An 18,552-nucleotide genomic window follows, 5' to 3' on the forward strand; every position below is an offset into this window, starting at 1 on the left:
GCGAACAGTAAGTTTAGGCTATGCTTTGCAATTAGCCGCAGGGTTTACGCTTACCCAACCATTTTTGTTGGGTGGATATTTAATCAGGTCGTGATTCAATTAAAGGCCTGTTTATGCAAGGGGATACCATCATGAGAAAAGCATTTATTTTTTTATCTGTTCTCTCTATCACAGCCACAGCGAATGCCGCCAGTTTTGACTGCAGCAAGGCATCTCTGCCAGATGAAAAAACAATTTGCGCAGACAGAAGACTAAACGATCTCGATGTTGAAATAGCAACCAAATATAGATTCCTGACAGGGCTATTCGGTATGGGGGCGCGCGATAGCATGAGGGATGCTCAGGCGGAGTGGCTGAAAAGCAGACAGGCATGCAAAAGCGATAAGCAATGCCTTATCAAATCGTACACAAAGAAAAATAACGACCTTAACGCGATTTACGACAACATAAATAAACCGCTGTGATCGTTCAGACAGGGCGTTTCCCGGTGGATGCTGCTGGCGAGAAAAGCGCGCCCCGGGGCGCGCCTGTTCATCAGAAGTCCGCTTTTAGCACGATGCGGTAGTGCGCCTTACCGGCGCGCAGGTGATCGAGCGCGTCATTGATTTTCGACATGGGGAAATACTCCACCGTCGGCGCAACATCCGTGCGCGACGCCAGACGAAGCAGCGAGCGCAGCTGGCCCGGCGAACCGGTAGAGGAGCCGGTGACGCCGCGGTCGCCGAGGATCAGGTTGAACGCCTGCACCTCGAACGGCTTCATCACCGCACCGACGGTATGGAAACGGCCGTTGGCCGCCAGCGCCTGAAAATAGGGCTGCCAGTCAAGGTCGACCGCCACGGTGCTGATAATCAGATCAAACTGACCGGCCAGCTTGTTCAGGGCCTCAGGATCGCGACTGTTGACGACGTAATCCGCGCCCATCTGTTTAATGGTTTCAGTTTTAGCAGGCGACGAGCTGAACGCCGTGACTTCCGCACCCAGCGCGCGCAGCAGTTTGATCGCCATATGGCCAAGGCCGCCAATGCCAATCACGCCGACGCGGCTGGTCGCGGTAATGTTATGCATCAACAGCGGCTTAAAGACGGTAATACCACCGCACAGCAGCGGACCTGCGGTCGCGGGATCAAGATTTTCTGGCAGCGGGATCACCCATTGCCAGTTAGCGCGCAGGTGGCTGGCGAAGCCGCCATGGTTGCTGATGGTGGGAACATTGTTGTTGACGCAGTTTACCTGCTGGCCGTTGATGCAGGCGTCACAATACTCACAGCTTTTAGCTGTCCAGCCGATACCGACACGCTGCCCCAGGCTCAGCCCTTTATTTTTCGCGCTGTCACCCAGCGCGGTAACGCGGCCAATGACTTCATGACCGGCAATGAGCGGATAGGCTGAGATACCCCACTCATTGTCAATCATCGAGAGATCGGAGTGGCACACGCCACAGTAATCGACTTCAACTTCCACATCCTCTGCAGCCAGCTGGCCAGGATCGTACTCATAGGGTTGAAGCGCTTCCCCGGCCGCCATGGCCGCGTAACTTTTATATTTCATGCTTTTCCTCGCTAAGGTGTAAAGGCGCTCAAGACAGGTTGGCGCTAAAGCTGTTCGCAACCGTCACGAACTGCCCGCCGCCAAGATGGTGCAACGTGTGAAGCGCGCGGTTTTCGGCGCTGAAATGCCAGCGTCCGTCGTAAAACACTCGACTGTCAGCCGCTGCCGCCACCACTTCGCCGAACAAGGTGTCGTAGTTTTGCTGCGCCTCTGTTGCCGGCAGCAGCCGACACTCCAGCCAGGCGACGCAGCTCGCCTCCAGCAGCGGCACGCCAAGCTCCGGCCCCTCAATGGCCTGGATATTATAGGTGGCGAATTTATCTTTCTCGCGCCCCGAGCTGTTGCCAACGGCACAGGTGAGATCGGCGAAAGCCGCCGCCGGCACGCAGACGCCAAAAGCGCCGCTCGACTCAATCAGCTCCCGCGACCAGGTCGCCTTATCTACCACGATCGCCAGGCGCGGCGGCGTGAACTCTACCGGCGTCGACCAGGCGGCTGCCATCACGTTGCGGCGCTGAGTTTGTGGATGCTTGCTGGTAATCAGAATGGTGGGACCGTGATTGAGCAGGCGGCTGGCGTGCTGGAGCGCCACTGGACGGAAATGCGACATAGCGGTTCCTTACTGAATTGACGCACGCTGCTTTGTACATCATAAATGGCTGTAAACGTTTTACTTTACCTTTTTCCGCCAGCGGCAGTTTACCGCTGCGTGCCGAGCCGCTTTTATAATAGATCGTGATTGAGCGGAGTGCGAAAAGCGTGGCGGGCGGCGGTCATCAGCTGGTCGGCGGTGACGGTGGGCGGCAGTCGCGTCAGCACTTTGCTCGCCTGCCAGTAGCACAACACCATCACCTCATCGGTTTCGCTTTCGGCCAGCTCTTTAAGCCGCGCGCGCAGCGTCGGCACATTAAGCGTTTGCTGCTCGTCCAGCATCTCTTCAATAGTTTTTATAATGACGTCGTGTATCGTCTTCCAGGAAAGATTAGTAAGCAAAATCAACCTCTTCTAGCGCTTTCCGGCTCCGGAACAGTGATAACTTTTACCACACAGGCGACACCTGCGCAGGCGAGATAATGTTAACATGGCATTAACTATAGCTGTATCGCTGGGCTTTCGGCGACTTTTACAGAGTGGGATTATCATTGTGGAAGCGCTTTCAAAAGATCTGCAGTTTTGGCCATAAAAGCGCGCTTTGTGAGCCCGGTAAGAGCGTGTTGCGACGCTGCTGTAACGTGCTGAGGCAGGGCAATTTTTTCAAAAGCAGAAAGTTGAGACCAAACAGGAGAGAGAAAATGAGCAGAGACAAATTTGCCGCTGATGCGCTGGAATGGGGTCAGGGATCACGCGTGCTGGAGATTTTTCTGGAACCAACCTGCCCTTTTTCCGTACGCGCCTTCAATAAGCTTGATGCGCTGCTGGAATATGTCGGCGAAAAAGAGATGACGCTGAAAATCCGCCTGCAGTCACAGCCGTGGCATCTCTATTCAGGCCTGATTGTGCGCTATATCCTGGCGGCTTCGACCCTGCCTGGCGGTAAGGATGCAGCCAAAGCGGTAATGCAGGCTGTTGCCGATCATCGCGAGGAGTTTGAGTTTACCGATCACTGTCGCGGCCCCAATATGCAAACCACGCCTGAAGAGATTATCGAGCGCCTGATGCGCTACAGCGGCGTAGATGCTCGCGCCCCCTTCGACCGCGCAGAGCTGCAAAACGAAATAAAGTGGCACTGCAAGTACGCGCGTCAAAATGGCGTGCACGTTTCGCCAACCTTTATGATCAACGGGCTGATTCAGCCAGATATGGGCAGTGGCGATGAAATAAGCGACTGGGCGGAGCGTCTGAGGGGATAACAATGTTTCGCCTGCGCAGAGCGCAGGCGAGGTGAATTACTGGTCGGTGTCATCATCTTCGTAAGCAGGTATTTCCGCATCATCCGGCAGCGGTTCGGTATCGGGACGTTCAGACATGGTTTAGCTCCTTCTGGCGGCAATGAAAACTGCACTATATCGCTACAACCGTCGCCTTTTCAGGCGCCCCTACCCAAAAAAGCCGGGGCTAATACATCGCTGTTAAACCCGTTAGGTTCACCTCAGGCAAGGCCTGTTCAATCATACGCTTAGCGATACCGACTGGTTATCGAAGCTGACAATAAACTTTCGGTAACATCTGGCAATATAATAAACGTCTTAAAAAGGCGGCGATATCGATAGATTGATGTGTGCAGACGGGGAGGTTGGCAGCGAGCCAACACCAGGGCAACCGCGCTGACTTCCCCGCTGCAGCTGTTCTGATCCAGACCTGACGACGCCTCGTCAGGCTGTTCAGAACCTTAAGGGCGTTTCAGCAGAGGATCAGCTTTGTCCTTTTCCTCAACGCCTGACACGCCGCTTCTCTCAACGATGTCGTCATCAACGCCAGTGGTTCCGCTGGTGTTGAAAGCGCCTGAAGGTTTTGCCGCCGCGCTGCCCGCACCCGTCAGAGGGGCATCCTTAGCGAGATGGCTGTCTGCGTGATCGATGTCCACTTCCTGGCGACGAACGGAATCGGTGATGTTTTCAACGTGTTCGCTCTGATCTGTGCGTACCACCACTTCTTCTTTGATGTGCGCGGTTTTATTAATGACCGGCTGCTCATGCGTTTCGGCGACTTCGATTGTTTTATCTTCCCAGTCGACATTATCCGCTGCGGCCAAATCGCTGGTCGAACGGCGGAAGATGTCTGCATGCTGCTCCTGCAGTGAAATGTTTTCTGACACCTGATCGGTCACCGTATAGCGGCGAACGCGCGTAGTCCCTTCACTGACCAGACGTTTACCGACCTCCAGGCGCTCTTCAGCCAGGCGCAGCACTTCCTCTTCGCTTTCATCACCAGTCAGCGATGTGCGAACCGGCTGTGTCAGCCCGCTGTCGGCCACGCTGTTTACGCCAGTTGTGCTCTGCGCCGTTGAAACGGTATAGCCGTCATCTTGGGCCAGGCCATCGCCAGCGGGCAGTTCGCCAGTGTCATGCGCATCCAGAATACTGTAGGCGCGCGGCAGCTTCTCTTCTTCGGCACGCAACGTCAGCACGACGCTACCTGAGTTAATCGCATCTTCATACACGCCGCTCTGCTCTTCATCCAGCGTGTTGCCGAAGAGTCGCTGCCAGAAGCCGGGATGACGGGCTTCGTGTCCTTCCGATTTCAGACGCTCGCCAGAAATCACATCAATATCATGCTCGGCAAAACCCGCCTTGATCAGGCTACGCTTAGCCCCTTCAGCCTGCGCCAGGGTACTGAACATTGTTACGATTTTTTCGTGTGCCATGATTTCCTCCTGCGTGATGATGGCTTAGGTATCGTCTTTTTTCCGGTTGATCTCGACATGCTGTTTGCGTAGTGGAACGCTCTCTTCCCAGGGAACCTCTTCATGCGTTCGCCGGATATGCAGCTCCTCTTTCAAAACCAGCCTGCGAATGATTTCAACCTCTTCTTCAACAACCGGCACGATAAGGACGCCTTCCTCTTTCCTGACATCTGGCATAGACGCGATGCGCTCATTTTTTGGCACATGCGTAACCTCAACGTGTTCGCGGCGCAACAGTAGACTCACTGGCTCACTATGAGTTGAAGTCTGGCGTTTGACAGTGACATATCCATCCAGAACTTCTTCCCGCGATACGCTCAGCTTTTCTTCAGCCAGATGCAGGATTTCCTCTTCTGCATTCGGATGTTCGTCATTGTTTGAAGAAGAAGCCATATTTCACCCTTAATGAAATGCCCGGTTGAAATAAACACCCTGATATAATCGAATCAAAAGCATTTACAACTAATGAGATTTAAGTCTGAATCAAAACCCAGCCGTTGCAAGCCAGACGGTAAAAAAAGAAAATAAAAACAAAGGCGGAACTTTTTTTAAAAAGCTGAGTCTGTATCCAGCACGGAAATTACCCTTTTTGACCAAACACTTAACTCAAATGAGTTTATTATTTTCGCGAAGATTAAATTCAGGATAATTCCTACCTGCAAAAGGAAGAAAATTAACTACGCCAGATATGTTTTATTATTAACGCGCTGATATGCAGTGCGTTTATATTTGCTCTTAATAAAAAGGCACTCAAGTATGTGAAAATATGTCAGGGAAAAATAATGGCAACAACAGGAGAGTAGAAGCGTAATAAAGGGCGTTAAACCCTCTTCACGACCAGTTCAATTCAGTTGATATGTTTTTTTACGTCAGGGCAAAGGCTAGTGGGGAGATGTGTACGCGCTGTCGCGATGCACCGCGGCAGCGCAAGGTGGTTATTTCCCTTCAAAGAAATTTTCAGGCAGCTGTCCCGGCGCACGGTCGATCACGCTATCGTTATCTGGTCCTTCATTTTTCATGTAGGTGACTTCGGCAAACTCAGGGATGATGACGTAGGGATAAGCAGGGCCTTCATCTCTGAAGCGATGCATATCTTCGATAAATTCATTCTGATAGCAGATGGTTTTTTCAGGGTGCTGCCCTTCTCCGGCAATCCACTGGGGGAAAAAGATGGTGCCGTGCAGCAATTTGCGGTTCAAATCGAACAGCAGGCTGACGCAGGTGCCGGTCGGTTCGTGCCAGTCTACCTTAAAGATGCCGGGCGCAAACTGCACGGCATTCATCTTCTGATTTGTCACCCACCGCCCGCCGACCAGGCCCTGATGAATTCGGTAGTCACAGGTAGTTTCATTCCGTGCATACCACTCATACTTCCAGCCGTTATCGTAGGTATAGACAAAATGCGTACCGACAAACTGCGAAAGATCGCGAGATGACTCGTTAAGCGAAGCGATAGTCATGGTTAACCTCATGTATCAGTAAGGAGGGCTCCGGCCTGCTGCATAGAGCCGCATTCATTTTTGACGCCGGACATTATATTTTTGCCGGCTCACTTATTATTGATGAGGATCGCTTATTCACCACGTCAACTGCGGTGATAGATGCGCTGCGCGACAATATCAGGCATGTCCTGGCTCTCTTTTATCCGGGCCTGAGGATGAGATAATAGCGTTTTTGTCTACCGGCCTGCCAAAGCAGCATCGCAAAAAATAGCTGCTGCCTCAGGCGAGCACAGGTAAGCGCAGCCTAAACATTTCCTCAACGCGGTGCGACTTTTCGCCTCGTGCTGCCGCCTCTTTTCTTTTACCGCACGGCTGGCCCTTGTCTGACTGACCCGAGCTCTCGATAATCGCTATTTACTTTACTTTATAACGAGAGTGCAAATGAAAAAGCTCAAGCTTGTCGTGTTTATAAGCGCCGCTCTGTGCAGCGCTTCCGTCATGGCAACCGATATTCGCGTCGCCTATGCCGGTTCAATGGGCAAGGTAATGGATGAGAGCTTAGGCCCGGCGTTTGCCAAAGCGAACAACGGCAGCTATCAGGGACAGGGTCAGGGCGCCTACGGCATGGCACGACTGCTGGCGAGCAAAAAAATCACGGCCGACGTTTTTGTCTCTGTTACGCCTGGCCCAATGCAGATCCTGAAAGCGGCAGGCCTGATCGACAGTGCCGTCCCGGTCGCCAGCACCAGCATGGTGATCGCCTATAGCCCAAAAGGCGCCTATGCGCAGCAATTTGCCGCCGCCGCAAAAGCGGGCGATGCCAGCTGGCTTAAGGTGCTGGCGACGCCGGGCCTGAAATTTGGCCGCACCGATCCGGTTAACGATCCAAAAGGGCAAAATATTGTCTTCTCGCTGCTGCTGGCGGAGAAGTATTACGACAGGCCAGGCGTGGCCGACAAGATTATGGACGGCGTGCAGAACCCGGCGCAGACTCATCTGGAGGGCGGTTTGCTGGCACGGCTGGAGAGCGGCCAGGTGGACGCCGCGGCAGGTTATGAAAGCGAAGTCATCTCCGCGCATCTGCCCTATGTCGCGCTGCCGGACGAGATTAATTTGAGCAACCCGGCGCAGGCTAAAAAGTGGTATGACACCGTCAGCTTTACGATAAAGGACAGCAATGGCGAGGAGAAAACCCTGCACACCCAGCCGCTGGTCTACTACGCGGCGGTGCTGAAAAATGCGCCACACGGCGAAAAAGCAGGACAGGGCTTCGTTGATTTTATGCTGAGCAAAGCGGGTCAGGCGCTCTACCAACAGAATGGCTACGCCGCGCCCAAAGGCAGTACGCTCTCCCTGTGATTAAGCGCCGCCCCTCGTCCGCGCTCTGGTTATCGTTGCCTGCGCTTGCTCTGCTGGCCGTGCCTTTTGCCACGCTGATCGCCCTGACGCGCTGGCACCATTTTCATCTTGCCTGGGGCGACGGCAACGCTATCGCCATCTCGACCGGTCTGGGGATGATTTCGCTGCTGCTGATCGTTGTCACCGGTCTGCCTGTCGCCTGGTGGCTGTCGCAGGCGCGCGGCAAGGCACGGACGGTGGTGGAGATACTGGTGCTGATCCCGTTGCTGACGCCGCCGCTGGCGATGGGCATTCTGCTGGTCAGCGCCTATGGTCCCTACGGGCCGGCTGGCTCGCTGCTGGCGCGCATGGGCGTGGAACTGGTCAACAACCCGGCTGCCTTTGTGCTGGCGCAATGGTACGGCGCGCTGCCCTGGTTTATTACGGCGGCGCGCTCAGCCTTCGCCGCGGTGCCCGTCGCTATTCTGGAGGCGGGCCGCACGCTGGGCGCGTCACCCTGGCAGCGATTCCGCCGGCTGTCGCTGCCGCTCGCCGCACCGGGCCTGGCGACAGCGGTGGCGCTCGCCTGGGTGCGCGCTATCGGCGAGTTCGGCATCGTGATGATCTTTGCCTATTTTCCGCAGGGCATTCCGGTTAAGCTCTACAACAATTTGCAGAATGACGGCGTCGACGCGGTGTATGTGCTGCTGTGGCTGCTGCTGTTGTTTACCTTACCTTTGCCGCTGGCCTGTTTTGCATTTGCGCGTCGTTATACTCGCAAAAAAGGGCCGCGGCGCACCCGATCGGGAGTGATCTGATGTCCGTTTCGCTGGAGCAGTTAACTGAGAAATACCCTAAGGCGCAGGCATGGGCGTTTGGCGACTCGGCCGAGCTGGCCGACGGTCTTGTTACGCTGGTGATCGCCGGTAAAAAGATGGCGAGCTGCGGCTCGCTGCACGCATGGCAGGATGAGGCATCGAAGCCTGAGCCTGGCGGCTACAGCATTATCCTCGACGGCGCGGGGCAGCCGCGCTGCGTAATCCGCACTACCGGCCTTTTTTTGACCCGCTTTGACCGCGTGACCCCGGAGATGGCGATGCTGGAGGGCGAAGATGACCTGAGTCTGGAGAGCTGGCGCCGTGAGCATCAGCGCTTTTTCCAGAACGAAGGCACCTTTCACCCTGAGATGGAGCTGGTGTTTGAAACCTTCCAGCTGGTTGAGGTGGTGTCGTTCTGACTGCGGCTAGCTCGCATTGCGCTGGAAGTGGCTGCTCACAAACGCACGGCAGCGCGGCGAAACAGGGTCGAGAAACAGCTGTTCCGGCGCGCCCTCCTCTTCCACCCTGCCCTGATGCAGAAACACTGCCTTATTTGACACGTCACGCGCGAAGCCCATCTCGTGCGTCACAATAATCATCGTGCGCCCCTCTTCCGCCAGGCCGCGGATCACGCGCAGCACCTCGCCTACCAGTTCGGGATCGAGCGCCGAGGTCGGTTCATCGAACAGAATCGCCTTCGGCTGCTGCGCCAGCGCGCGCGCAATCGCCACGCGCTGCTGCTGGCCGCCCGACAGCTGCGATGGCCAGGCGTCGCGCTTCGCGTAAAGCCCCACCTTATGCAGCAGCGCCTCGGCCTCTTCCATCGCCTCTTTAGCGTTGCGCTTCTGTACGTGCACCGGCGCTTCGATGATGTTCTGCATCACCGTCTTGTGCGGCCAGAGATTAAAGCTCTGAAACACAAAGCCGAGCTGCATCCGCATCTGCTTAATGCGCTGGCGCTGCGCGCGACTCAGCTTTTCATCGGCGTTATCCAGCGTCACGCTGTTCTCGCCCACGGCGATCGTACCCGCCTGCGGCACTTCGAGAAAGGGAATACAGCGCAGCAGCGTGCTTTTGCCCGATCCGCTGGCGCCGATCAGCGAGATGACATCGCCGTCCTGCGCCGTGAGGCTGATGTCGTGCAGCACTTCATGTCCCGCGTAACTTTTTCTGAGGTGGCTCAGCATGATAGTGGGTTGGGTCATGAACGCGCTCCAAAGTAGTAGGGGGAGAGGCGCCGCTCCAGCAGGGAGACGCCTTTGCTCACCAGTATGCTGAGCAGCAGATAGATCGCCGCCGCGCTGAGGAAAACTTCCAGCGCGCGGAAGGTAGAGGAGACGATAGAGTCGGCAATGCCGGTCATCTCCATCAGGCTAATGGTACTGACCAGCGAAGTGGACTTGAGCATGGAGATAATTTCGTTGCCGTAGGCGGGCAGCGCCTGTCGGATGGCGACAGGTAGGGTAATGCGGGTGAAAATTTTATGCGACGACATGCCGCAGACCCTGGCCGCCTCCAGCGACTGCGGGCTAACCGCGTTGAAACCGCCGCGCAAAATTTCCGAGGTATAGGCCGCGTCGTTGAGGATCAGCGCCAGCAGACCGCACCAGTAAGGATCGCGCAGCAGCGGCCAGAGCACGCTTTCACGCACCGCTGGCAAACTGCCCAGGCCGTAGTAGATCATAAAAATCTGAATCAGCAGCGGCGTGCCGCGAAACAGCCAGACGTAAAAACGGGCGAAATAGCCGCCAGCGCGCGTCTGACGCAGCAGGTTCAGCCCCAGCGCCAGCAGGCCGCCGCCCAGCAGCGACAATACCGCCAGATTAATGGTCAGCGGCAGGCCTTTCAGCAGCGCCAGCAGGGTTTCCTGCAAAAAAGGGAGGTCCATCGGCTTTCCTTAAACGTTAGCGCGCTGCTGGCCGCGCATTGCGAACTTCTCTACCGCGCGGAAGACCCAGTCGGAGCAGGTGGTGATAATCAGATAGATCACGGCGCCGACGCTGTAGAAGAAAAATGACATCTGCGTGGAGTTGGCGGCAGTGGTGATCTGATTCATGGTTTCCACCAGTCCGGTCACCGAAACCAGCGCCGACTCTTTGATCACCGACTGCCACTGATTGCCCATGCCCGGCAGCGCGGTACGCAGCGCCTGGGGCACAATCATGCGGCGGAACAGCATCAGCCGCCCCATGCCCGTGACCGTCGCCGCCTCCAGCGTGCCGCGCGGAATGGCGTAGAACGCGCCGCGAAACACCCCGCTCTGGTAGGCGCCGGAGATCAGCCCGATGGCGATCGCGCCGGCGATAAAACCATTAATATCGAACGGCCCCTGCATGCCCAGCGCGGTCCCGACCGAAGAGAGCACCTGACGGCCGCCGAAGTAAAACAGGTAGATCACCAGCAGTTCCGGCACGCCGCGAAACAGCGTGATATAGCCTGCCGCCAGACGCTGCTGCCAGCGCGATCCGGCAATCTGCATCCAGCACAGCAGGCTGCCCAGCGCCGCGCCCAGCAGCCACGCGCAGAGTGAAACGGTTACCGTGACCGTGGCGGCGCTCAGCAGCACGCCGCCCCAGCCTTCGTCGCCGAAGCCAATGAGCTGCCAGTCGATTTGCGTCAACATCGGCTATCAGGCTTTCGGCGCGACGTCTTCGCCGAACCATTTGATGGAAAGTTTGCTCAGCGTGCCGTCTTTAATCATTGCAGAAAGCGCGTCGTCCAGCGCCGCCTTCAGCTCTGCGTTGCCTTTGCGCAGGCCGATCGCCGATCCCGCGCCCAGCACGCCGCCGCTAAATCCATAGCCGCTGCTGCTGATGGCATCTGCATGCTTTTTCACAAAGGCGTTAAGGTTGGTGCGCGACGCCATCACCGCATCTACGCGGCCGTTCATCAGATCGGCAAAGGTTTCCGGGCCAGCCTGATAGGTACGGATCGTGGCGACGTCGCCCAGATATTTTTGCAGGAAGTCCGCCTGAATGGTCGCGACCTGCACCGCGATGGTTTTGCCCTTGAAGCGGGTTTTCAGTTCATCAATCGCTTTCTGCATGCCCGCGGCGTCATCGGCCGTCACCACGCTTCCGGTGCCGGGCAGCGTCGCCAGCGGCGAGTTTTTGGCCGTCACGAAGCTGGAGACGCTGACGGTGTACTGCTGGGTAAAGTCGATCGCTTCAGCGCGCTTCGGCGTGACCGTCACCGCGTCGATAACCGCATCATATTTGCCGTCGATCAGGCCGGGGATCATGCCTGACCACTTCTGGGCGCTGATCTCATATTTGAAGCCGACGCGCTTCGCCAGCTCCGCCACGATATCGGGCTCATAACCGACGATCTTACCGTTTGGCGTGGTCTGATTAAATGGAGGATAGCTGCCTTCAGTGGCGAATTTCAGCGTGCCAAAATCTTTTGCCAGGCTGAGCGCCGGTACGGCTGCCAGACCCAGGGCGAGAGTGGCCGCGAACAGCCCTTTGCGCATCATCATAGTGATATCCTCAGTTGTTATTGTCAGAAAGCAGATCGATGGCCAGACGCACCATCGCCTGCGCGCCGGCGGCAATGCTGCGTTCATCCGGCTGATAGTCGGAGTTATGCAGATGGTCGTCGCGGCCCGGCGTGCCGGAGCCGATATGGATCTGGCAGCCCGGCGCGCGCTCGGTAAACAGGGAAAAGTCTTCCGCGCCGAAGCTGTCGCTCGGTTTCGCGATGATGGGCCTGGCGAACTGATGCGAAAGAATCGCCTCAAGCGCGTCAATCAGCCGGTCGTCATTCATCAGCGGCGGCACGCCGCGCAGATACTCCACCTCGATGCGCACGTTCATCGCCAGCGCGACGCCTGCGCAGATGCGACGAAACGCGGCTTCCATATCGGCGCGTACCTGCGGCGATTTCGTGCGGACAGTGCCCTGAAGCAGGCAGCTGTCAGGAATAATATTGTGCGTAGTGCCGCCCTGGATATGGCCAATGGTCAGCACAGCGGAATGGGCAGGATCGCGCTCGCGCGAGATAAGCGTTTGCAGCTGGCCAATTAGAGAAGCCGCGGCAACAATGGGATCAACCCCCATATGGGGCCGCGCGGCGTGCGTCGACATGCCATGCACCCGCACGTCAAACTCGTCGCTTGAGGCGGTGCTGCCGCCTCGGGTCAGCGCCACGTCGCCAGCCGCCAGCTCTGGTTTGTTGTGCAGCGTGACGGCCCAGTCTACGCCTTCCGCGGCGCCATCGGCGATCATCGCCTCCGCGCCGCTTTCCGGCGTTTCTTCTGCAGGCTGGAAGATAAGCCGCACGCGGCCTTTCAGCTGCTGACGGTAGTGCGGCAGGATCGCCGCGACGCCAAGCAGCGTGGCCGTATGGAGGTCGTGTCCGCAGGCGTGCATTTTGCCTGGCAGCGTGCTGCTGAAAGAGAGACCGGTCTGCTCCTGGATGGGCAGCGCGTCCATATCCGCGCGCAGCAGCAGCGTTTTACCCGGCTGTGCGCCGACAATGTCTACCAGCACGCCGGTGCGGCCGACGCCTGTTTGGGGGGTAAGGCCCTGCGCGCGCAGCCAGCGGGCAACAATCTCCGCGGTACGCACGGTATCGAAGCCGAGTTCGGGATGCGCATGAATATCGCGCCGGATGGCGATCAGTTGCGGCTCAAGATCGGCCACTCTGGCCCTTATTTCCCTGGCCAGGCGTGCTTTTTCGTCAGTCATATTTTCCCTGCAGAATGCCCTACATGCGGCGTCAGGCGCAGCGGATCGAGCCGCTGGCGATATTGTTGTGTTTGCAGGCTTTATTTATTCACAGAGAAAAGCAGAAAGCAACGCGGGGAAAATTGAAGAAACATGTTTATAATCAGCGAATTAGGAAGCATGACTATCAATGCGCCTGAGAATGCAGCGAATAAGCAAGATTATTAATAATCTCCGATCGCTCATCACATCGCCTAATTATGTTATTGCACAAAGTAAGCTGCCGCCGATAAAAAAACGCCCTGCGAACAGGGCGTTTTCACCGGTAATCAGGCGCGGCGCCAGCGGCGCGTCAGCTGTTTTTCCAGCTCGACGACGACAAAGATCGCTGCGCCGACGATAAAGGCGATGACCCAGTATTTAAACGGCAGCGGACGCGTGCCGAACAGAGTATTCATCAGCGGCAAATAGATAATCAGCGCCTGCAGCAGCACCAGCACGCCGCTCACCAGCCAGATGCCGCGATTTTTCAGTATGCCGCTGTCGAGCGAGAAGCTGTTGGTGCTGCGGCAGTTCAGCATATAGACCCACTGCGCCGTGACCATCATCTGCAACAGCACGGTGCGGATGAATTCCGGCTCGTAGCCGCGCGTCTGCAGCCAGGCCTCAAGAACGAAGGCGCTGACGGAGATCAGCAAACCGACAAAAACCATGCGCCAGACGGCGTAACCGTCCATCACCGAGGCGCTGACGTCGCGCGGCGGACGGCGCATCACATTCGCCTCGGCCGCTTCAAACGCCAGACCGAATGAGAGCGTGGCGGAGGTCGCCATATTCATCCAGAGGATTTGAACCGGCGTCAGCGGCAGCAGGTTGCCCATCAGGATGGCGATAATAATCAGCAGCCCCTGCGCCAGGCAGGTCGGCATAATAAACAGGATGGTTTTGATCAGGTTATCGTAGACCCGCCGCCCCTCTTTCACTGCGGCGGCGATGGTAGCGAAGTTGTCATCGGCAAGGATCATATCGGCGGCCTCTTTGGTCACCTCCGTGCCTTTGATGCCCATGGCAATGCCGACGCTCGCCTGCTTCAGCGCCGGCGCGTCGTTGACGCCATCGCCGGTCATGCCGACCACTTCGCCGCTGACGGCCAGCGCTTTCACCAGACGCAGCTTATGCTCCGGGCTGGTGCGCGCGAAGATATCATACTGCCGCGCCGCTTCAGCAAGCTCGCTGTCGCTCATATGTTCCAGATCGCGCCCGGTCAGCGCCTTATCGCTGTTGCTGATGCCCAGCATCTTGCCAATTGCCATGGCCGTTTCCTGATGATCGCCGGTGATCATCTTGACGCGAATGCCAGCCTGCTGGCAGTCGTCGATAGCCGCGACCGCTTCCGGACGCGGCGGATCCATCATACAGGCGAGGCCGAGCAGCACCATCTCCTCGCGCAGATCCGCATGATCCAGCGTGGCGATCGTGCTCGGCACGCGTTTCCACGCCGCCGCGACGGTGCGTAATCCTTCGCTGGCGTAGCGGGTAATTGCCGCCTCCCAGTAGGCGCGATCCAGCGGCTGTGCGCCATCGGCGCGCTGCTGATGCGTGCAGAGCGACAGCAGCACGTCTGGCGCGCCGGTCATCAACACCCAGGCCTCGCCGTCCGCTTCACCGCTGACCGCCATATATTTATAGAGCGAGTCGAACGGCAGCTTGCTGGTCAGCTGCGGCTGACCTGTCTTAACGCCGCCTTTCGCCGCCAGCACTTTCAGCGCACCCTCGGTGGGTCCGCCCACGATGCGCCAGCGCCCTGCCGCATCCTGCTGGATCTGGCTTTCGTTACAGATATTGATGGTGGTAAGAAAGCGCGACATGACCGGATCCTGCGCCGCGATAAGCCCGCTGTCGGGCGTTTCCGGCACGATTTCGCCCACCGGCTCATAGCTGTCGCCGCTGACGCGCCACTGGCTTTCCGCCAGCACGACCGCTTTCACCGTCATCTCGTTCATGGTGAGGGTGCCGGTTTTGTCAGAACAGATCACTGACATGGCGCCCAGGGTTTCGACCGTCGGCAGCTTGCGAATAATCGCGTTTTTGCGCGCCATCGACTGCACGCCCAGCGAAAGAATAATCGAGATAATCGCTGGCAGACCTTCAGGCACCGCCGCCACGGCCAGACTGATCACCGACAGCGCCAGCGAGGGCAGCGGAATGTCGCGCAACAGGTAGCCAAAAACAAAGAGCCCGGCCATCATCAACAGGATCGCCGCGAAAATCGCTTTGCCGAGCTTATCGATTTGCAGTAGCAGCGGCGTTTTGGCGCTTTTAATGTCGCTCATCATATCGTTGATATGGCCCAGCTCGGTGTTGCGGCCGGTAGCGATCGCCACGCCTGAGGCGGTGCCGGAACTGACGGTGGTGCCGGAGAAGGCGAGATTGAGCCGGTCCCCCAGCGATTTATCTCCTTCGAGCGCCTCACTGCGCTTCGACACGACGGTTGATTCGCCGGTCAGGATAGCTTCTTCCACGCGCAGGTTATGCACGTCGAACAGCCGTAGATCCGCCGGAATGCGATCGCCAGGCCGCAGCATCACCACGTCGCCAGGCACGAGGGTTTCGCCTGGCACCGTCATTATCTCGCCGCCGCGCACCACCACCGCTTCACTGGATAGCATATTTTGTATGCCCTTCAATGACTTCTCGGCGTTGCTCTCCTGTATAAAACCGATGAAGGCGTTGATTACCGCCACGCCGAGAATGACAAAGGTATCGACCCAGTGGCCCATGATCGCCGTAATCACCGCCGCCGCCAGCAGGATATAGATCAGCATATCGTTGAAGTGGGCCAGAAATCTCAGCCAGGCCGGCTGAGATTTCTTTTGCGGCAGCGTGTTGGGGCCATTTTTCGCCAGCCGCGCCTGCGCTTCGTCAACAGACAGCCCCTGCGGGGAGCTATCCAGTTCGGCAAAAACGGCTTCGCTTCGATGCTGATACCACGGCCGCGCTTTTAAAGCGGCATTTTGCAATGTCTTGCGGTCGTTATTCATTTCTTACTCCGTGCGGGCAACCGGCGACGGGATCGCAGTTAAATTAAACGGGCCAGCATAGTGCGACAGCTTAAATAAGCCGATACTGATTCAGGTCATATTTTTGTTGTTTTGATTCGGTAAGACTATTGCCGGAATAATTACCCTTTTGCATCAATTTTTATCTGGAAAGAAGAAGCGGGAAACGTGGATATATCTCTAAGAATCAATGTCTTGGCATGTGTTATATTTGCTGTCGCCGCGACCAGCGCGGTGGGGTGGCTAACCTATTATGTGGTCGCTAACATCCTGTAGGCTATGTAATTTATCGCACCATGACGACTATTTCACAGACGCAATGAATGACCGGAAAAATAACACTCTTTCTACCGTGCATTTAAGTGCGTCGGTGAAAACGATCCTCAAAAAATTAAACGGCGGATAAACGATAACGTCATCACTATTATATTATGTCGTTGCCGGGCCACGCCTGCTGACGGGCCCGGCTTGTTATGCATTACTTTGCGCAAGCCTCTGTGCCGCCAGCTCTGTTGCCCGGCGTCTGACGGCGATAAAAGCCGCCATCTGCGCGCGAGCGGCTTCGACCTGCTCAGGCAAGGCGGAATGCGGCGATCCGGCATGAAACGGCGGTTCAGGATCGTACTCCATCTGCAGCTGAATCGCCTGCGCAGCAGCCTGACCCCGTATCTCCGCCACCAGCGTCAGCGCAAAATCGATCCCTGAGGTGACGCCCGCGCCGGTTAGCCGGTTGCGGTCGCGCACCACGCGCGCATCGACCGGCTCCGCACCTAACAGCGCCAGCTGATCGCGCGAGCTCCAGTGCGAGGTTGCGCGATAGCCGCGCAATAACCCGGCGGCGCCCAGCACCAGCGATCCGGTACATACGGAAGTGATGAACTGCGCCTGCTCCGCCTGACGGCGCAAAAAGCACAGCGTTTCGCTATCGGACATCAGCGCAACCTGGCCGGGCCCGCCCGGCACGCAAATCACATCCAGCGGCGGACAGTCGCTAAAATCGCAGCTCGGCAGCAGCATTAAGCCACGATCCGAGCGCACCGGCTGTTTCTCTTTCCAGATCAGATGACACATCACATCCGGCGTGCGGGCGAACACCTCAAAAGGCCCCGTGAGATCAAGCTGGGTGACATCCGGGAAAAGCAGTATGCCGATATGCAGAGGCGTTTTCATGGCGGTGATCCTTTATGGGCGATGGATAAGCGCGACGCGTGCGTTACTTTGCACCTGAAACGACGTTCAGCGTCGCCTCAAGCGAAGAGGGCAGCAGCTCGCCGTGTGTCTTACCAGGATAACGTATTTCATGCAGGCTGACGCCTTTATCGCGCAGCGTAGCAATCAGCGCACGATCGGCGTCGTTCAGCTGCGCGGCGTCCTTCCCTTCATGACGATCGCTGCGCCCGTCCCCTTCGATCAAATAGAGGGTTTTACCGCTCAGCGCCTGCGGCACGGCCTGTCGCGCCAGCTCAACGATGCGCTGATGGCGCCAGCCCAGCGACGGGGCCGCGCTGAAATAGTGAGTGAAAGGGGCGTTGCTATAGAGGGTATCCAGTACGAAGAGCCCGCCGTAAGAGTGGCCCCACAGCGCCCGCCGCTGCGGATTGCTTTTCGCCTGCTTCTCCGCCCAGGGCATAATCTGCGCCAGCAGCAGCGCGCGAAAAGCGTGACTTCCGCCGCCTGGATAGCGTTCATGTCGCGCATCGCCCTGCTGCCCGCCGGGCGGGGTGTAGTCTAGCGCGCGCGCCTCGACGTCGAACGGCAAACGGGTGTCATATCCCACCGCCACCAGCACCGGCGGCTGGTGGCCCGCCAGCCGCTTCAGGCGATCTTCGCTGAGACGCGCCATCGCTGCGTTGCCATCCAGCAGGTAGAGCACGGGAAAGCCTGCTGTCGGCGCCGCCTGCTTCGGCACGCCAAGCCAGACTTTATAGCGGCGCAGGCCGTCAGCAGAGGTGAAGATCTGGCTGGTAAAGCGATAAAACGCCGAGCCGCGATCGGCAACGTTGTCGCCCAGCGGCGCCATGTGCGGCCTGGCGTTCGCCTGCATCGCGGGCGTCAAACCCACGCTGAGCGCCAGCAGCGCCGTGGAGAAAATCTTCAGCGGGTGTTGCATGAAAAACCTTCCTGACCTGACGAAAAGAGTCGCCATCCTAACAAACCAACTGTGATAATGAGAAGCTTTCTCAACAAAACAGGTAATATTGGTTTATGTCTGCTTATCAGAGCCGCTAGCTAAACTCTGATTTAGCGACAGAGGGATTGCGAACCCACATCACAGATCGTTAAATTTCAGCATTCGACCACCGTTTTTTTATTTTTGATGCCGGCCGTTTGTCA

Annotated in this window: 19 protein-coding genes; 5 read left to right on the plus strand and 14 right to left on the minus strand. The window is 57.3% G+C overall.

The genetic code is table 11. The features are described 5' to 3' along the window. Nucleotides 1-131: 131 nt before the first annotated feature. Complete coding sequence (locus tag ACR6A7_RS03735; RefSeq protein WP_434123448.1) at nucleotides 132-464, plus strand: lysozyme inhibitor LprI family protein; 333 nt, start codon at nucleotides 132-134, stop codon at nucleotides 462-464. A gap of 70 nt (nucleotides 465-534) precedes the next feature. On the opposite strand, the gene ahr is transcribed toward ACR6A7_RS03735, so the two are convergent. The 3 genes from ahr to ACR6A7_RS03750 form a co-directional block, all read right to left on the minus strand. Further along, nucleotides 535-1,551 carry an NADPH-dependent aldehyde reductase Ahr gene (gene ahr, locus ACR6A7_RS03740; RefSeq protein WP_434123450.1) on the minus strand — a complete coding sequence of 339 codons (1,017 nt, stop codon included), beginning with the start codon at nucleotides 1,549-1,551 and terminating at the stop codon, nucleotides 535-537. Between the two features lie 28 nt (nucleotides 1,552-1,579). Continuing rightward, nucleotides 1,580-2,161, minus strand: coding sequence for a flavin reductase family protein (locus ACR6A7_RS03745; RefSeq protein ID WP_434123451.1), 582 nt, complete (start codon nucleotides 2,159-2,161; stop codon nucleotides 1,580-1,582). Between the two features lie 113 nt (nucleotides 2,162-2,274). Next, nucleotides 2,275-2,544 carry a hypothetical protein gene (locus tag ACR6A7_RS03750; protein ID WP_434123452.1) on the minus strand — a complete coding sequence of 90 codons (270 nt, stop codon included), beginning with the start codon at nucleotides 2,542-2,544 and terminating at the stop codon, nucleotides 2,275-2,277. Nucleotides 2,545-2,843: 299 nt separating this feature from the next. On the opposite strand from ACR6A7_RS03750, the gene ACR6A7_RS03755 reads away from it, so the two are divergent. Beyond that, the gene (locus ACR6A7_RS03755) at nucleotides 2,844-3,401 is read left to right on the plus strand and encodes a DsbA family protein (protein ID WP_434123453.1); all 558 of its coding nucleotides are present in this window, start codon (nucleotides 2,844-2,846) and stop codon (nucleotides 3,399-3,401) included. 479 nt (nucleotides 3,402-3,880) lie between these two features. On the opposite strand, the gene ACR6A7_RS03760 is transcribed toward ACR6A7_RS03755, so the two are convergent. The 3 genes from ACR6A7_RS03760 to ACR6A7_RS03770 form a co-directional block, all read right to left on the minus strand. Then, complete coding sequence (locus tag ACR6A7_RS03760) at nucleotides 3,881-4,855, minus strand: YsnF/AvaK domain-containing protein (RefSeq protein WP_434123454.1); 975 nt, start codon at nucleotides 4,853-4,855, stop codon at nucleotides 3,881-3,883. Between the two features lie 24 nt (nucleotides 4,856-4,879). Continuing rightward, on the minus strand, nucleotides 4,880-5,287 hold the full coding sequence (locus tag ACR6A7_RS03765) for a DUF2382 domain-containing protein (RefSeq protein ID WP_434123455.1): 408 nt from the start codon (nucleotides 5,285-5,287) through the stop codon (nucleotides 4,880-4,882). Nucleotides 5,288-5,829: 542 nt separating this feature from the next. Further along, nucleotides 5,830-6,354, minus strand: a complete 525-nt coding sequence (locus tag ACR6A7_RS03770; protein WP_033748190.1) for a phenolic acid decarboxylase — start codon at nucleotides 6,352-6,354, stop codon at nucleotides 5,830-5,832. 423 nt (nucleotides 6,355-6,777) lie between these two features. Between ACR6A7_RS03770 and ACR6A7_RS03775 the strand changes: the two genes are divergently transcribed. From ACR6A7_RS03775 to ACR6A7_RS03785, 3 genes are read left to right on the plus strand one after another with little or no spacing between them, the layout of a single operon-like run. Further along, nucleotides 6,778-7,695: an extracellular solute-binding protein gene (locus ACR6A7_RS03775; RefSeq protein WP_434123456.1), complete on the plus strand. Its 918-nt coding sequence runs from the start codon at nucleotides 6,778-6,780 to the stop codon at nucleotides 7,693-7,695. Between the two features lie 35 nt (nucleotides 7,696-7,730). Further along, a complete protein-coding gene (locus ACR6A7_RS03780; protein WP_434123457.1) occupies nucleotides 7,731-8,492 on the plus strand; it encodes a molybdate ABC transporter permease subunit in 762 nt (253 codons plus the stop codon). Continuing rightward, nucleotides 8,492-8,911 (plus strand): ASCH domain-containing protein, encoded by a 420-nt coding sequence (locus ACR6A7_RS03785; protein WP_434123458.1) that lies wholly within the window; start codon nucleotides 8,492-8,494, stop codon nucleotides 8,909-8,911. Before ACR6A7_RS03780 ends, ACR6A7_RS03785 begins: the two co-directional genes overlap by 1 nt. Nucleotides 8,912-8,917: 6 nt before the next feature. On the opposite strand, the gene ACR6A7_RS03790 is transcribed toward ACR6A7_RS03785, so the two are convergent. From ACR6A7_RS03790 to ACR6A7_RS03825, 8 genes are all read right to left on the minus strand, one after another. Further along, nucleotides 8,918-9,697, minus strand: coding sequence for an ABC transporter ATP-binding protein (locus tag ACR6A7_RS03790; RefSeq protein ID WP_434123459.1), 780 nt, complete (start codon nucleotides 9,695-9,697; stop codon nucleotides 8,918-8,920). Then, on the minus strand, nucleotides 9,694-10,380 hold the full coding sequence (locus ACR6A7_RS03795; protein ID WP_434123460.1) for an ABC transporter permease: 687 nt from the start codon (nucleotides 10,378-10,380) through the stop codon (nucleotides 9,694-9,696). The genes ACR6A7_RS03790 and ACR6A7_RS03795 overlap by 4 nt, the downstream gene beginning before the upstream one ends. Nucleotides 10,381-10,389: 9 nt before the next feature. Beyond that, entirely contained in the window at nucleotides 10,390-11,115 is a 726-nt protein-coding gene (locus tag ACR6A7_RS03800; protein WP_434123461.1) for an ABC transporter permease, read from the minus strand. Nucleotides 11,116-11,121: 6 nt separating this feature from the next. Next, a complete protein-coding gene (locus ACR6A7_RS03805; protein WP_434123462.1) occupies nucleotides 11,122-11,970 on the minus strand; it encodes a transporter substrate-binding domain-containing protein in 849 nt (282 codons plus the stop codon). Nucleotides 11,971-11,980: 10 nt separating this feature from the next. Beyond that, nucleotides 11,981-13,180: a M20 metallopeptidase family protein gene (locus tag ACR6A7_RS03810; RefSeq protein ID WP_434123463.1), complete on the minus strand. Its 1,200-nt coding sequence runs from the start codon at nucleotides 13,178-13,180 to the stop codon at nucleotides 11,981-11,983. A gap of 308 nt (nucleotides 13,181-13,488) precedes the next feature. Continuing rightward, nucleotides 13,489-16,200: a cation-transporting P-type ATPase gene (locus tag ACR6A7_RS03815; protein WP_434123464.1), complete on the minus strand. Its 2,712-nt coding sequence runs from the start codon at nucleotides 16,198-16,200 to the stop codon at nucleotides 13,489-13,491. Between the two features lie 489 nt (nucleotides 16,201-16,689). Beyond that, on the minus strand, nucleotides 16,690-17,388 hold the full coding sequence (locus ACR6A7_RS03820; RefSeq protein ID WP_434123465.1) for a DJ-1/PfpI family protein: 699 nt from the start codon (nucleotides 17,386-17,388) through the stop codon (nucleotides 16,690-16,692). A gap of 43 nt (nucleotides 17,389-17,431) precedes the next feature. Next, the gene (locus ACR6A7_RS03825; RefSeq protein ID WP_434123466.1) at nucleotides 17,432-18,328 is read right to left on the minus strand and encodes an alpha/beta hydrolase; all 897 of its coding nucleotides are present in this window, start codon (nucleotides 18,326-18,328) and stop codon (nucleotides 17,432-17,434) included. Nucleotides 18,329-18,552 lie beyond the last annotated feature (224 nt).

Source organism: Pantoea phyllosphaerae, from assembly GCF_051025595.1.
GTDB lineage: Bacteria > Pseudomonadota > Gammaproteobacteria > Enterobacterales > Enterobacteriaceae > Pantoea.